Genomic DNA, 14,147 nt, shown 5'->3' with positions numbered 1-14,147 from the left:
ACGCCGTCCGGACTCAGGAACCGCAATGACCAAAGTCGACTTCTATATCCTGCCCAGCGCCGATCCTTCGGCACGGCTGGACTTCGCCTGCAAGCTCACCGAGAAAGCCTGGCGTATGGGCCACCGCATCTACCTGCATTGCAGCGATACGACCCAGCGCGACGATCTCGATGCACGTTTGTGGGCCTTCAAGGGCGAAAGCTTCGTGCCCCACGGCCCTGCCGAAAGCGAACCGGATGGCCTGATCGTGCTCGGCGTTGGCGATGACTGCGGTCAGCACCAGGACTTGCTGGTCAACCTCGACCTGAAAGTTCCCGCCTTCGCCCAGCGTTTCGCCCGTGTCGCGGAAGTGGTTGTCGAAGACCCGACGATTCGCCAGGCCGCGCGGGAGAGTTTCCGTTTCTACCGCGAACAGGGCTATCCTCTGCAAGATCACCGTTTACAGCGACTCTGAGCCTGCCAATGGACACTCCAAAACCGCTGCAACAGTCTGCGCACCTGCTTGACGACCTCGAGTCGATCCGCCAGTTGCTCGGCGACGACAACCTGCAACCGCCCCTGCTGACCGATACGGTCGAGGAAGGCGATCAGGAACAGATTCCCATGCTGTTTGACGCTGTGAGCGAGCGCCCTGCCGAACCGACGCCAGCGCCCGCCCCGGTCGTCGAACCTGCTCCGCCAGCAGCACCGGCACCCGCGGCCAGCAAAAACCCGGATGACCTGCTGCATCTGGACAGCGAACTGCGCGCCGCAGCGCAATTGATCATGCAGGACGTGATCGATGATTTCGCCCCGCACATCGAAACCGAAATCAAACGCCGCCTCAGCGCGCGGCTTGAGCGGTTGTTAAGCCAGTACAACGATTGAATCGGCATTGAACGCTCTTCTGTAGGAGCGAGCTTGCTCCTACAGAAGAGCGTTCAATGCCGATCAAGTGCTCAAGTAACGCCCGATCAAGGCAATCCCACTCGCCAGCACCAGCCACGTCACCAACCGCACGAAGGCCTCGCGGGACAACCTCATGGCCAGTCGTCGACCGCACCAGAGCCCCAGTGCCATTGCCGGCAACAAGCACACGGCCAATGCCAGCAAAGGCAACTCGGCGTACACCCCGGCGATCACGAACAGGCTCAAGCGAACCACCGTGCTGCAACTGATCAAGGCGCTTTGGGTTGCTCGGGCTGAGTCCTTGGGCAATCGGCTGTTCAGATAAATCGCGTACAAAAAGCCGCCACTGCCAAAAAGCGCGCCGAACATTCCGCCCACCGTGCCCATCGGCAACGCCCATACAGCAGACATCTGCTGCGGGCGCGCTTTGACCCACAGGCTGTAAATCGCATAGACGCTGATAAACAACCCCATCAACAGCAGCAACAGATCGGACTTGAGGTTCAACAGGAAAACCACCCCGAGCGTGCACCCCACGGCCATGCACGGCAACAACCGCAGCAGTTCGGGCCTCGCCACATCGCGCCGCGACGGCAAAAGGTTGCCAAACGCCGCGACAAAATCCAGCAGCACCAGCAACGGCACGATCTTCGACAGTGGCATGAACAGGATCAGAATCGGCCCTGCCACCAGGGCGGTGCCGAAACCGGCGACGCCGAACACGATGTAGGCCAGGGCAATGCCTGCACCGATCACTAGCCAGTCCAGCGGGCCGAAGGTCCATTGGTTCAACAACTCAAACACGCTCATTGCTTTCCTTCCATGAATGCACCCTCCCCCACGGGAGCGAGCCTGCTCGCGAATGCCGAGCATCAGTCAATGCGGGAAATGAATGTTAAACCCTATTCGCGAGCAGGCTCGCTCCCACAATGGAATTACCTTTAAACTGCGCCCCATGATTAAAGATCCCTTTGCAAGACTCGGCCTCGACCGCGAAGTCCTGACCGTCAGCCAGCTCAACGGCCGCGCGCGGGTGTTGCTCGAAGACGTGTTCAGCAACATCTGGGTCGAAGGCGAAATCTCCAACCTCGCCCGCCCGGCGTCCGGCCATGTGTATTTCACCCTCAAGGACAGTGGCGCCCAGGTTCGTTGCGCATTGTTCCGGCAGAACGCCGCGCGGGTTCGCCAGGCGCTGAAGGATGGTCTGGCGGTCAAGGTTCGCGGCAAGGTCTCGCTGTTCGAAGGTCGCGGTGACTATCAACTAATCCTCGATACCGTGGAGCCGGCCGGCGATGGCGCGTTGCGCCTGGCATTCGATGCACTGAAGGAAAAACTCAGTGCCGAAGGCCTGTTCAGTGCCGAGCGCAAAGTACCGTTGCCCGCGCATCCGCAGCGTATCGGCATCATCAGCTCGCCCACCGGGGCGGTGATCCGCGACATCATCAGCGTATTCCGCCGCCGTGCACCGCAGATTCAACTGACCCTGATCCCCACTGCCGTGCAGGGCCGTGAAGCGACTGCGCAAATCGTCCGCGCCCTGAAACTGGCGGATGCCCGCGGTTTCGACGCGCTGATCCTGGCCCGTGGCGGCGGCTCCCTCGAAGACCTCTGGTGCTTCAACGAAGAAGCCGTGGCCCGCGCCGTCGATGCCTGCGTGACGCCGATTGTCAGCGCCGTCGGCCACGAAACCGATGTGTCGATCAGCGACTTCGTGGCCGACGTGCGCGCCCCGACCCCCTCCGCCGCCGCCGAACTGCTCGCGCCGGACGTAGGCGATCTGGTGCGTCGCGTCGAAAGCCTGCATCGGCGCCTGGTGATGCGCATGCGTGACCGCTTGATGCGCGACCGTCTGCGCCTGGAAGGCATTTCCCGGCGCCTGCGTCATCCCGGCGAGCGCCTGCGCCAGCAAGCACAACGCCTCGATGACCTGGACATGCGCATGCGCCGGGCGTTCGAGCGCAGTCTCAATACCCGCCGCGAACGCCTGATCCGCCTGGAAACGCGCCTGGCCGGTCAACATCCGGGACGGCAACTGGCACTGCTTCGCCAACGTCTGGACAGTCTCGCCGAACGCTTGCCCCGCGCCATCCGCGAAGGCCTGAAAAACCGTCGACTGCAATTGCACAGCCAAATGCAAACCCTGCACGTGGTCAGCCCGCTGGCAACGCTCGGCCGTGGCTACAGCATCCTGCTGGATGAACGCGGCAATGCGATCCGCAGTGCCGAACAGACCCACACGGGGCAACGCCTCAAGGCCAGGCTGGGCGAAGGCGAACTGCAAGTGCGGGTCGAAGACAACCACCTGACGCCTGTCACCCTATCTCTACTGGATTGATCAATGCCGCGTTTTCTAGCTCCGCTGCTGTTGCTGTGCCTGACCTTCAACGCCCACGCCGACAGCTACATCACCCGCGCGCTGAACAAACCAGTGCCGGGCGGCGTAGCCGTAGTGAATCTGGGCAGCGCCACCCAGGCACCGAAAGCCAGCTACCAAGGCAAACCGGTGCTGGTGGTCAAGGAGCAGGACAACTGGCTGGCGATTGTCGGCGTTCCCCTGACGGTCAAGCCGGGCACCCAGTCCATCAGCAGCGCTGGCCGCAACCTGAGCTTTACCGTCGGCAACAAGAAATACCCGGAGCAGCGCATCACGCTGAAGAACACCCAGCAGGTCAATCCGGATCAACAGAACCTCAAGCGTATCGAGCGGGAACTGGCTGAACAGATTGCCGCCTACCGTACCTTCAGCCCGAACACGCCAAGCAACCTGCTGCTGGACAAACCGGTCAACGGCCCGCTATCGAGCAAGTTCGGCGTGCGTCGCTTCTTCAATGGCGAAGAACGCAACCCGCATTCCGGTCTCGACTTCGCCGTGCCGGCCGGCACACCGATCAAGACTCCAGCTGCAGGCAAGGTGATATTGATCGGCAATTACTTCTTCAACGGCAACACTGTGTTTGTCGACCATGGCCAGGGCTTCATCAGCATGTTCTGCCATATGTCGAAAATCGATGTGAAGGTAGGCCAGCCGCTGGCTCGTGGCGCTGTGGTGGGCAAGGTCGGCGCGACCGGCCGTGCGACCGGACCGCACATGCACTGGAATGTCAGCCTGAATGATGCGCGCGTGGATCCGGCCATCTTCATTGGCGCGTTTCAGCCTTAGGGCATCCGGTTGATCGCAGTGAGCTCATCGATAGCAGGCTAGCGATGAGCTCACTGTGAGCGCAAATGACTCTATAACCTTCATCACCCACAATTGCGCACCGCTCGAACCTCGCGCAAAAAACACAATCCTCGCAACCCTTTGAAGCAATAAAATCTCGATAAATACTCACCCACGAGTATTCCTCTCAATTTTTTTCGACCGCTTGCCATCCTTCCCCCCCGCGGTTAGGGTTGAAGGCATGAAAACCTCTCACACCCTCATTCAGCTCCGCCAGCACCGCAGCCTGTGCCTCGTCAGTGCACGACTGCCGGGCTGAATCGTGGTGCCCCGTCTCAAGCGTTACCCCAAGCACATTTGATCCACCGGCAGGCCGCCTCTTTTCGGCCAACACAATAAGGATTTCCCGATGAGCATGCTCAAAGACCCGTCTTCGAAATACCGCGCGTTCCCGACCATCGACCTCCCGGACCGTACCTGGCCGTCGAAAACCATCACCGCCGCGCCTATCTGGTGCAGCTCCGACCTGCGTGATGGCAACCAGTCGCTGATCGAACCGATGGACTCGGCGAAAAAGCTGCGCTTCTGGAAAACCCTGGTGCAGGTCGGTGTCAAGGAAATCGAAGCGTCGTTCCCGGCCGCCTCGCAAACCGACTTCGACTTCGTGCGCACCCTGATCGAAGACGGCCACATTCCGGACGACACCACCATCCAGGTGTTGACCCAAGGCCGTGAAGATTTGATCGCGCGTACGTTCGAGTCCCTTCGCGGCGCGAAAAAAGCCATCGTCCACCTGTACAACGCGACCTCCCCTTCCTTCCGCCGCATTGTCTTCAACCAGGACAAGGACGGCATCAAGGAAATCGCAGTCAGCGCGGCCAAGCTGTTCGTCAAATACGCCGCCCAGCAGCCGGAAACCCAGTGGACCTTCGAGTACTCGCCGGAAACCTTCAGCGCCACCGAACTGGAATTCGCCAAGGAAGTCTGCGACGCGGTGATCGAGGTCTGGAACCCGACGCCGGAGCACAAGATGATTCTCAACTTGCCGGCCACCGTCGAATGCGCCACCCCGAACATCTATGCCGACCAGATCGAATGGTTCGGTCGTCACATCAACCGTCGTGACAGCGTGATCATCAGCCTGCACACCCACAACGACCGTGGCACCGGCGTCGCCGCCACCGAGTTGGGCCTGATGGCCGGTGCCGACCGAGTCGAAGGCTGCCTGTTCGGCAACGGTGAGCGTACCGGTAACGTCGACCTGGTGACCGTGGCCCTGAACATGTACACCCAGGGCCTCGACCCTGAGCTGGACTTCTCCGACATCGACGGCGTGCGCAAGGTCGTCGAAGAGTGCAACCAGATCCAAGTGCACCCACGTCACCCGTACGTCGGCGACCTGGTGCATACCGCATTCTCCGGTTCGCACCAGGATGCCATCCGCAAAGGTTTCGCCCAGCAGAAATCCGATGCCTTGTGGGAAGTGCCTTACCTGCCGATCGACCCGGCCGACATCGGCCGCAGCTACGAGGCGGTGATTCGCGTCAACAGCCAGTCGGGCAAAGGCGGTATCGCTTACCTGCTCGAGCAGGAATACGGCATCAGCCTGCCACGTCGCATGCAGATCGAGTTCAGCCAGGTCGTACAGCGCGAAACCGATCGCCTGGGCCTGGAAATGACCGCCCAGCAAATCCACGCGTTGCTGCACAGCGAGTACTTGCAGGCCAACACCCCGTACGCGCTGGTCAGCCATCGCCTGCAGGAAGAAAACGGCAACAGCGCCGTCGAAGTCGAAGTCGCCAGCAAAGGTCAGGGCGAAACCAACCTGCACTGGCGCGGCAAGGGCAACGGCGCCCTGGAAGCCCTGGTGGCCGGTCTGCCGGTACCGGTGGAGATCATGGACTACAACGAACACGCCATCGGCGCAGGCACCAATGCCAAGGCTGCGGCCTACATTGAACTGCGGGTGAACGGTGAGCGTGCCGTGCACGGCGTGGGCATTGATGAAAACATCACCACCGCCAGCTTCAAGGCCCTGTTCAGCGCGCTGAACCGCTCGCTGAGCCAGCCTGAGGCAAAAGCGGCGTAAGTCTCTGCTGAAATGCAAAAGGCCCCTTGGTGTGAACCTTGGGGCCTTTGTTTTGCCTGAACGTTTTGCTCGGTCTGACAGCGGGAAGATCAGGTGAACTCGAAAGTATCGGCATCCAGATTCGCTGGAAACCGCGCGCGATACGCCGCCAGTTCCGCTGCATCCAGTGTCGCCTTGAACACCCCGTCCGCCTCACCGGCGCTGAGCAGTGTCTCCCCCTGGAAGTCCAACACCTGGCTGTCACCGGTGTAGGCAAAACCTTTGCCGTCCGTACCAATGCGGTTCACCGCCGCCACATAACACAGGTTTTCGATCGCACGGGCCGGCAACAAGCGGTTCCAGTGTTGACGCCGCGCACCCGGCCAATTCGCCGTGTAGAGCAGCAGGTCGGTGTCCTGGGCGTCACGACTCCACACCGGGAAGCGCAGGTCGTAGCAGATCAGCGGCCGCACCCGCCAGCCCTTGAGCTCGAACTGCACCTGGCGTTCGCCCGGCGTGTAGTGATTGTGCTCACCGGCCATGCGGAACAGATGGCGCTTGTCGTAATGCCACACTTCGCCGTCCGGACGTGCCCACAGCAGACGGTTGCGATGGCTGCCGTCCGCCGCTTGCACGATGATGCTGCCGGTGATGACCGCATCCAGCTTCGCCGCCTGAATACGCAGCCACTTGCTGGTGGGACCGTTTTCCGCCTCGGCGAGGGTTTCCGACTCCATGGAGAAACCGGTGGTGAACATTTCCGGCAGGATGATCAGGTCCGCACCGCGCGCCTGTTCCAGCAGCCCCTCGAAATGCTCGAGGTTGGCCTGACGGTCATGCCAGGCCAGCGACGTCTGGATCAACGCCAGATTCAATTTGGGTAGAGCACTCAGATCACGCATAGTTTTTCCGCTGCTTCGCGCAGGGTCTCCTCGCGTTTGGCAAAACACAGCCGTATCAGACGCTGGCCTTCCGGCGGCGTCTGGTAGAACACCGAAATCGGGATGCTTGCCACACCGTGCTCGCGGGTCATCCACAGGGCCATCTCGACGTCATTGAGGTCAGGGCGGATCTGCGAGTAATCGACCAACTGGAAGTAAGTGCCGCTCACCCGTGTGAAGCTGAAACGCGAGGGTGCCAGCAGATCGCAGAACAGATCGCGCTTGGCCTGGTAGAAACCCGGCAGTTCCTCGACGTGCTCGGGATGCTCGGCCATGAAATCGGCCAAGGCGTACTGCAGTGGTGTCACACCACAGAAATTGACGTATTGGTGCACTTTGCGCAGTTCCGCCGTCAGGGCCGGCGGTGCAACCACGTAGCCGGTTTTCCAGCCAGTGACGTGGTAGGTCTTGCCGAAGGAACTGACCACGAAGGCACGTTGATACAGCTCTTCATGGGCCAGCACGCTGACATGGGGCACACCGTCATACACCAGGTGTTCGTAGACTTCGTCGCTGATCACATAGATATCGCGATCACGGATCAAGGCTGCCAGCTGGTCGAGCTCGGCCCGGCTGATCAGCGCACCACTGGGGTTGTGCGGAGAGTTGAGAATGATCATCCGCGTGCGCGGGCTCAGTGCCTGGGCAAGCTTGTCGAAGTCGATACTGAAATCGTTCAGGCCCAGTTGCACGTGCACGCAACGCCCCCCGGCCAGCTCTACCGAAGGTTCGTAGCTGTCATAGGCCGGGTCGAACACGATGACTTCGTCGCCACTGTGGATAACGGCCTGAATGGCACAGAAAATTGCTTCGGTCGCACCAGGGGTGACCGTGACTTCCGTATCGACATCAACCTGCACACCATAGCTGCGGGCGATCTTCGCCGCGACCTGCTGGCGTAATACCGGCAATCCGGTCATCGGCGAATACTGGTTGTGGCCGTTGGATATGTGCCGACCGACCGCATCGCACAAGGCTCGCGGCGCATCGAAATCGGGAAAACCCTGGGACAGATTGAGCGCGCCGGTCTGTGCCGCGAGCTGAGACATCTGGGTGAAGATGGTGATGCCGACATTCGGCAGCTTGCTGGTGATCATCGGTGGTTCCCTGCTCAACACCCGGCTCTACGACGGCGCGGGGGAGTCCGAGGATAGCCCAAACGACAGACATGAAAAAGGGCGCCATCGGCGCCCTCTTCATCCCACGAAAAAAACCTCGATCAGCGCTTGTCGCGGCGCTTCTTGTCGGCTTTCTTGTGGTGCGACATCAAGCGACGCTTCTTGTTGACCTGACGGTCGGTCAGCGAGTTCTTGTTGCCTTCGTACGGGTTCTCACCGCCCTTGAACTCGATGCGGATCGGCGTACCGACCAGCTTCAGCACGCGGCGATAAGTGTTTTCCAGGTAGCGAACGTAAGACTTCGGCACCTTCTCGATCTGGTTACCGTGAATCACGATGATCGGCGGGTTCGCGCCACCCAAGTGGGCATATCGCAGCTTGATCCGGCGGCTGTTGACCATCGGCGGCTGGTGCTCGGTGACCGCATCTTCGAGGATCTGGGTCAGGCGGCTGGTCGGCCAACGGGTGACCGCAGACTTGAAGGAGTTCTGTACCGACGCATACAGGTTGCCCACGCCAGTACCGTGCAGGGCCGAGATGAAGTGAATGTCGGCGAAGTCGACGAAGAACAGACGACGCTGCAACTCGACCTTGACGAAGTCACGCTCGCTCGGCGTCATGCCGTCCCACTTGTTGATCGCGATGACCAACGCACGACCGGCTTCGAGGGCGAAGCCCAGCAAGTTGAGGTCGTGGTCCACCACGCCTTCGCGGGCGTCCATCACGAAGATCACCACGTTGGCGTCTTTGATCGCCTGCAGGGTTTTGACCACGGAGAATTTTTCGACTTCTTCGTGGATCTTGCCGCGCTTGCGCACACCGGCGGTGTCGATCAGCGTGTACTTCTCGTCGTTACGTTCGAACGGGATGTAGATACTGTCGCGGGTGGTGCCGGGCTGGTCGTAGACGATCACCCGGTCTTCACCGAGCATGCGGTTGACCAGGGTCGACTTGCCGACGTTCGGGCGACCGATGATGGCGATCTTGATCCCGTCTTTTTCGCTCGGGCCAGGAATGCGCTTGGCTTCCTCGCCTTCGGCTACGTCTTCTTCTTCGCCTTCTTCCGGCTCGTCTTCGTCTTTCGGGAAGTCACTCAGTGCCGCTTCCAGCAACTGGGTGATACCACGGCCGTGGGCACCGGCGATCGGAATCGCATGGCCCATACCCAATGGAGCGAATTCGGCACGGGCCATTTCCGGGTCGATGTTGTCGACCTTGTTGGCGACCACGTGGGAACGCTTGTTACGCTTGCGCAAATGCTCGGCGATCATCTGGTCGGCAGCGGTAAAACCGGCCTTGGCATCCACCAGGAACAGCACCACATCGGCTTCTTCAATGGCCAGCAGCGACTGCTCGGCCATTTTTTCGTCCATACCATGCTCGTCACCGGAGATACCGCCGGTGTCGATCAGAATGTAGGAACGCCCTTGCCACTTGGCCTCACCGTACTGGCGATCACGGGTCAGACCGGACAGGTCGCCGACGATGGCGTCCCGAGTCCTGGTCAGGCGGTTGAACAAGGTGGACTTGCCGACGTTCGGTCGGCCCACCAGGGCGATTACGGGAACCATGCGGCTCTCCACTTCGTTATTTCAGAAAATACAAAAGCCGCTGCGAGGCAGCGGCTGGTGCTCGGGGCAGCGTTAGACACGCTGCAAACCCCAGAATCCGGGGCTGCCTGGGGGGTTAACCCCAAGCATAGTTCTTACTTGATGGTCAGGGCTTCCAGTTTGCCGCTGTTGCCATACACATAAATCGTGTCGCCCACCACCAGCGGACGGGCACGCAGGCCGTCGCTGTCGATACGCTCACGGGCGACGAATCGACCGTCCACCTGACTCAACAGGTGCAGGTAACCTTCCAGGTCACCGACTGCTACATAGCTGGAGAACACTTCCGGCGCCGACAGTTGACGGCGGGCCAACGAATCGTTGCTCCACAAGGCTGTGGTGGAACGCTCGTCAACGCCTTCAACGGTACCCGAAGACAGGCTCACGTAAACGTTGCCAAAACCCTGGGCGAGGCCGGCGTAGCTGGAAGCATCACGCTGCCAGAGCTGGCGACCGCTTTGCAGGTCCAGCGCGGCAACGCGACCCTGATAGCTGGCGACGTAGATCGTCTCACCCGACAGCAGCAAGCCGCCGTCGATATCCACCACGCGCTCCAGTTCCGAACGACCTTGGGGAATGGCAACACGCTGTTCCCACACCGGTACGCCGTTGGAGATATCCACGGCAACCACTTTGCCGGTCGACAGGCCAGCCACCGCGAGGCGGTTGGTCACGATCGGCGCACTGGTGCCACGCAGGGTCAATACCGCAGGCGTGCTGTCATAGATCCAGCGACGGTTGCCGGTGGACGCATCCAGACCGATCAGACGGTCGTCCTGGGTCTGGACCACCACAACGTCACCGTTGTTGGCAGGTGGCGCGAGGACTTCACTGGTCACGCGAGCGCGCCACTTCTCTTCACCGTTGATGGCGTCGAGCGCCACGATCTCGCCTTTCAGCGTACCGATCAGGACCAGACCGTAACCCACGCCAACGGCGCCGGATACAGGCAGCTCAAGATCCTTTTTCCACTTCACGTCACCGGTGTGACGATCCATGGCCACCAGCACGCCAGTGACGTCGGCGGCATAGATGGTATCGCCATCGATTGCCGGCACCAGCATGTTGTAGGTTTCGCCCTGACCGTCACCGATCGAACGACTCCACTCTTTGTGCAGAACCACTTCTTCCTTGAAGTCGACCAGTTCGGCTGGAGGCAACTCTTTTTTGCTGTTGCTGCTGCAACCCGCGGCCAACAAGGCCAGAGCCAGCAATGCTGCATGTTTCCAACGGATCACGTCACGCATCCCCTTTGGCCAGGTCGTCCAGCTTGATTTGTAGGCCACCGACTGCCGCTTCATCCGACAGGGCTGCCTTGGCTTTTTGATACGCCTTGTACGCGTCGTCGGCACGACCCAACTGCACCAGCAGGTCGCCCTTGAGTTCTTCGCGAGTGGCCAGGAATGCCTTGTCGGCATCGCCGTCCAGCAGTTTCAAGGCTTCGTCAGCCTTGTTCTGCGCGCCCAGCACCTGAGCCAGGCGTTGACGGGCGATTTCGCCCAGCGCCGGGTTGGCCGGTTTGTCGACGATGGCTTTCAGTTGAGCGGCCGCGTCGTCCAGCTTGCCGCTGTCGACCGCGACTTTCGCCACGAACAGGCTGCCGTACTGCGCATAGGCAGTACCGCCGTACTCACTGCTGAGCTTGGAGGCCAGGTCGGCAACACGGGCTGCGTCAGGCTTGCCATCGGGCGTCAGAGTGGTTTCCAGCAATTGCTGATAGAGCACAGACGCGCCTTGCGCCTGACCGCTCTGATATTTGTGGAACGCCTGCCAGCCGAACACGATGACCAGCGCCAACAGGCCGCCAGTGACCAGGGGCTTGCCGTTGCGTGACCACCAATCCTTCAAATCCGCCAGCTGTTCGTCTTCGGTACTCGACACCCCAATACTCCTTAATCGCTAAATCGGCTGTTTAGACAGCTTCAACCCTGCACGACGCAGGTGGCCAGGTGTGCAGCGAGCGCATCCCAGGCAATGCTTTGTTGTTCGCCCTGGCCACGCAGGGGTTTGAAACCTACCACTTGCTGGGCCATTTCGTCGTCACCGAGGATCAGTGCATACAACGCACCGCTCTTGTCGGCTTTCTTGAACTGGCTCTTGAAACTGCCGGCACCGGCGTTGACTTGCAGGCGCAGGTTGGGCAACTGGTCACGCACGCGCTCCGCCAGGGTCAGGCCGGCCAGTTCGGCAGCCTCACCGAAGGCGCAGAGGTAAACGTCGACCTGACGGGAGATTTCTTCCGGGATCTGCTCCAGGGTTTCCAGCAGCAACACCAGACGCTCGATGCCCATGGCGAAACCGACACCGGCGGTAGGTTTGCCGCCCATCTGCTCGACCAGACCGTCGTAACGACCACCGGCGCAGACGGTGCCCTGGGCGCCGAGTTTGTCGGTGACCCATTCAAAAACGGTCTTGCTGTAGTAATCCAGCCCGCGAACCAGCTTCGGGTTGATCACATAAGGAATGCCGGCGGCGTCCAGGCGAGCCTTGAGACCCTCGAAGTGCACGCGAGATTCGTCATCGAGGTAATCGGCCATTTTCGGCGCATTGACCAATACCGCCTGAGTGTCGGCGTTCTTGGTATCAAGCACCCGCAGCGGATTGGTTTTCAGGCGACGCTGGCTGTCTTCGTCGAGCTTGTCCAGGTGCGCCGAGAGGTACTCGACCAGCGCTTCACGGTAACGCCCACGGGACTCGCTGGTGCCCAAGCTGTTGAGCTCGAGCTTGACCGCATCGCGGATGCCCAGCTCGCCCCACAGGCGCCAGGTCAGCACGATCAGTTCGGCGTCGATGTCCGGACCGTCGAGGTTGAACACTTCAACGCCGATCTGGTGGAACTGGCGATAACGACCTTTCTGCGGACGCTCGTGACGGAACATCGGGCCGATGTACCAGAGTTTCTGCACCTGGCCACCGCCGGTGATGCCATGTTCCAGCACTGCCCGTACACAGGCCGCGGTGCCTTCGGGACGCAGGGTCAGGGAGTCGCCGTTGCGGTCGTCGAAGGTGTACATCTCTTTTTCGACGATGTCGGTCACTTCACCGATGGAGCGCTTGAACAGCTCGGTGAATTCGACGATCGGCATGCGGATCTGCTTGTAACCGTAGTTATCCAGCAGGCGCGAAACGGTGCCTTCGAAATGACGCCACAGCGGGGTCTGCTCGGGCAGGATGTCGTTCATGCCACGAATGGCTTGTAGAGACTTGCTCACTTGAATTCCTTAATTCCTTCGGCTCTTTTTTTGCCAGGCTTAGCCACGTGCGATTACGGCAGCGTCGGCTTCGACCTTTTCGGCCGCTTTCTCGCGGATCAAGCGTTCCAGCTCATCCACAAGATTGTCATTGGTCAGTTTCTGTGCCGGCTTGCCGTCGATGTAGATCAGGTTCGGGGTGCCACCGGTCAAGCCGATATGGGCTTCCTTGGCTTCACCCGGGCCATTGACCACGCAGCCGATCACCGCGACATCCAGCGGCACCAGCAAATCTTCAAGGCGCCCTTCCAGCTCGTTCATGGTCTTGACCACATCGAAGTTCTGCCGCGAGCAGCTCGGGCAGGCGATGAAGTTGATGCCACGGGAACGCAGGTGCAGGGACTTGAGGATGTCGTAACCGACTTTGACTTCCTCGACCGGGTCGGCCGCCAACGAAATGCGAATAGTATCGCCAATCCCTTCGGCGAGCAGCATACCGAGGCCCACGGCGGATTTCACTGTGCCTGAGCGCAATCCGCCCGCTTCAGTGATCCCCAGGTGCAACGGCTGGACGATTTCCTTGGCCAGCAGACGGTAGGCCTCAACGGCCATGAACACGTCGGAAGCCTTCACGCTGACCTTGAAGTCCTGGAAATTCAGGCGCTCCAGATGTTCGACGTGACGCAAGGCGGATTCGACCAGCGCGGCCGGCGTCGGCTCGCCGTATTTCTTTTGCAGGTCTTTTTCCAGGGAACCGGCGTTCACGCCGATGCGAATCGGGATTCCGCGGTCACGGGCGGCATCCACTACCGCACGCACGCGATCTTCACGCCCGATGTTGCCCGGGTTGATCCGCAGGCAGTCCACACCCAGCTCGGCTACGCGCAACGCGATCTTGTAGTCGAAGTGGATGTCGGCAACCAACGGCACCTTGACCAGTTGTTTGATCTTGCCGAAGGCTTCGGCTGCGTCCATGTCCGGTACGGAGACCCGCACGATATCGACACCGGCCGCTTCCAGACGATTGATCTGCGCGACAGTCGCCGCGACGTCGTTGGTGTCGCTGTTGGTCATGCTCTGCACGGCAATGGGTGCATCGCCGCCAACAGGTACGTTACCGACCCAGATCTTGCGGGATTCGCGACGTTTGATTGGAGATTCGCCGTGCATG

General features: G+C 60.6%; 13 protein-coding genes. 5 read left to right on the top strand and 8 right to left on the bottom strand.

All coding sequences use genetic code 11. The features are described from left to right. Nucleotides 1-25: 25 nt before the first annotated feature. Nucleotides 26-454, top strand: coding sequence for a DNA polymerase III subunit chi (locus EIY72_RS24585; RefSeq protein ID WP_093214332.1), 429 nt, complete (start codon nucleotides 26-28; stop codon nucleotides 452-454). An 8-nt stretch (nucleotides 455-462) separates the two neighbouring features. Further along, entirely contained in the window at nucleotides 463-867 is a 405-nt protein-coding gene (locus tag EIY72_RS24580; protein WP_093214329.1) for a DNA polymerase III subunit chi, read from the top strand. 63 nt (nucleotides 868-930) lie between these two features. Here EIY72_RS24580 and EIY72_RS24575 read toward each other — a convergent pair whose 3' ends face one another. After that, nucleotides 931-1,698, bottom strand: a complete 768-nt coding sequence (locus EIY72_RS24575) for a sulfite exporter TauE/SafE family protein (RefSeq protein WP_093214325.1) — start codon at nucleotides 1,696-1,698, stop codon at nucleotides 931-933. Nucleotides 1,699-1,843: 145 nt separating this feature from the next. Here EIY72_RS24575 and xseA point away from each other — a divergent pair, with 145 nt between their 5' ends. From xseA to leuA, 3 genes are all read left to right on the top strand, one after another. Further along, on the top strand, nucleotides 1,844-3,223 hold the full coding sequence (gene xseA / locus EIY72_RS24570) for an exodeoxyribonuclease VII large subunit (RefSeq protein ID WP_093214320.1): 1,380 nt from the start codon (nucleotides 1,844-1,846) through the stop codon (nucleotides 3,221-3,223). A gap of 3 nt (nucleotides 3,224-3,226) precedes the next feature. Further along, nucleotides 3,227-4,048 carry a M23 family metallopeptidase gene (locus EIY72_RS24565; RefSeq protein WP_093214315.1) on the top strand — a complete coding sequence of 274 codons (822 nt, stop codon included), beginning with the start codon at nucleotides 3,227-3,229 and terminating at the stop codon, nucleotides 4,046-4,048. A 409-nt stretch (nucleotides 4,049-4,457) separates the two neighbouring features. Beyond that, nucleotides 4,458-6,137 carry a 2-isopropylmalate synthase gene (leuA, locus tag EIY72_RS24560; RefSeq protein ID WP_093214310.1) on the top strand — a complete coding sequence of 560 codons (1,680 nt, stop codon included), beginning with the start codon at nucleotides 4,458-4,460 and terminating at the stop codon, nucleotides 6,135-6,137. An 89-nt stretch (nucleotides 6,138-6,226) separates the two neighbouring features. On the opposite strand, the gene EIY72_RS24555 is transcribed toward leuA, so the two are convergent. The 7 genes from EIY72_RS24555 to ispG all read right to left on the bottom strand — a co-directional run bounded on the left by EIY72_RS24555 (nucleotide 6,227) and on the right by ispG (nucleotide 14,146). Then, nucleotides 6,227-7,018: an amidohydrolase gene (locus tag EIY72_RS24555; protein ID WP_093214306.1), complete on the bottom strand. Its 792-nt coding sequence runs from the start codon at nucleotides 7,016-7,018 to the stop codon at nucleotides 6,227-6,229. Beyond that, nucleotides 7,006-8,154 (bottom strand): pyridoxal phosphate-dependent aminotransferase, encoded by a 1,149-nt coding sequence (locus EIY72_RS24550; RefSeq protein ID WP_093214302.1) that lies wholly within the window; start codon nucleotides 8,152-8,154, stop codon nucleotides 7,006-7,008. Before EIY72_RS24550 ends, EIY72_RS24555 begins: the two co-directional genes overlap by 13 nt. 122 nt (nucleotides 8,155-8,276) lie before the next feature. Beyond that, a complete protein-coding gene (gene der / locus EIY72_RS24545; protein WP_093214297.1) occupies nucleotides 8,277-9,746 on the bottom strand; it encodes a ribosome biogenesis GTPase Der in 1,470 nt (489 codons plus the stop codon). A gap of 134 nt (nucleotides 9,747-9,880) precedes the next feature. After that, nucleotides 9,881-11,032, bottom strand: coding sequence for an outer membrane protein assembly factor BamB (bamB, locus tag EIY72_RS24540; protein WP_093214292.1), 1,152 nt, complete (start codon nucleotides 11,030-11,032; stop codon nucleotides 9,881-9,883). Continuing rightward, nucleotides 11,025-11,666 carry a YfgM family protein gene (locus EIY72_RS24535; protein ID WP_093214288.1) on the bottom strand — a complete coding sequence of 214 codons (642 nt, stop codon included), beginning with the start codon at nucleotides 11,664-11,666 and terminating at the stop codon, nucleotides 11,025-11,027. Before EIY72_RS24535 ends, bamB begins: the two co-directional genes overlap by 8 nt. A 41-nt stretch (nucleotides 11,667-11,707) precedes the next feature. Continuing rightward, complete coding sequence (gene hisS, locus EIY72_RS24530; protein ID WP_093214283.1) at nucleotides 11,708-12,997, bottom strand: histidine--tRNA ligase; 1,290 nt, start codon at nucleotides 12,995-12,997, stop codon at nucleotides 11,708-11,710. Between the two features lie 39 nt (nucleotides 12,998-13,036). Then, on the bottom strand, nucleotides 13,037-14,146 hold the full coding sequence (gene ispG, locus EIY72_RS24525) for a flavodoxin-dependent (E)-4-hydroxy-3-methylbut-2-enyl-diphosphate synthase (protein WP_093214278.1): 1,110 nt from the start codon (nucleotides 14,144-14,146) through the stop codon (nucleotides 13,037-13,039). Nucleotide 14,147: the final 1 nt, after the last annotated feature.

Origin of the sequence: Pseudomonas vancouverensis (assembly GCF_004348895.1) — a bacterium.
Classification (GTDB): domain Bacteria; phylum Pseudomonadota; class Gammaproteobacteria; order Pseudomonadales; family Pseudomonadaceae; genus Aquipseudomonas; species Aquipseudomonas vancouverensis.
This window is presented reverse-complemented; position numbering and strand designations above follow the sequence as displayed.

What these genes read in the sequence shown, in the direction of transcription:
- EIY72_RS24550 (WP_093214302.1), bottom strand. Translation starts at nt 8,154, where the DNA reads ATGATCACCAGCAAGCTGCCGAATGTCGGCATCACCATCTTCACCCAG.
- leuA (WP_093214310.1), top strand. Translation starts at nt 4,458, where the DNA reads ATGAGCATGCTCAAAGACCCGTCTTCGAAATACCGCGCGTTCCCGACC.
- der (WP_093214297.1), bottom strand. Translation starts at nt 9,746, where the DNA reads ATGGTTCCCGTAATCGCCCTGGTGGGCCGACCGAACGTCGGCAAGTCC.
- ispG (WP_093214278.1), bottom strand. Translation starts at nt 14,146, where the DNA reads ATGCACGGCGAATCTCCAATCAAACGTCGCGAATCCCGCAAGATCTGG.
- EIY72_RS24580 (WP_093214329.1), top strand. Translation starts at nt 463, where the DNA reads ATGGACACTCCAAAACCGCTGCAACAGTCTGCGCACCTGCTTGACGAC.
- EIY72_RS24555 (WP_093214306.1), bottom strand. Translation starts at nt 7,018, where the DNA reads ATGCGTGATCTGAGTGCTCTACCCAAATTGAATCTGGCGTTGATCCAG.
- EIY72_RS24585 (WP_093214332.1), top strand. Translation starts at nt 26, where the DNA reads ATGACCAAAGTCGACTTCTATATCCTGCCCAGCGCCGATCCTTCGGCA.
- EIY72_RS24575 (WP_093214325.1), bottom strand. Translation starts at nt 1,698, where the DNA reads ATGAGCGTGTTTGAGTTGTTGAACCAATGGACCTTCGGCCCGCTGGAC.
- EIY72_RS24565 (WP_093214315.1), top strand. Translation starts at nt 3,227, where the DNA reads ATGCCGCGTTTTCTAGCTCCGCTGCTGTTGCTGTGCCTGACCTTCAAC.
- bamB (WP_093214292.1), bottom strand. Translation starts at nt 11,032, where the DNA reads ATGCGTGACGTGATCCGTTGGAAACATGCAGCATTGCTGGCTCTGGCC.
- xseA (WP_093214320.1), top strand. Translation starts at nt 1,844, where the DNA reads ATGATTAAAGATCCCTTTGCAAGACTCGGCCTCGACCGCGAAGTCCTG.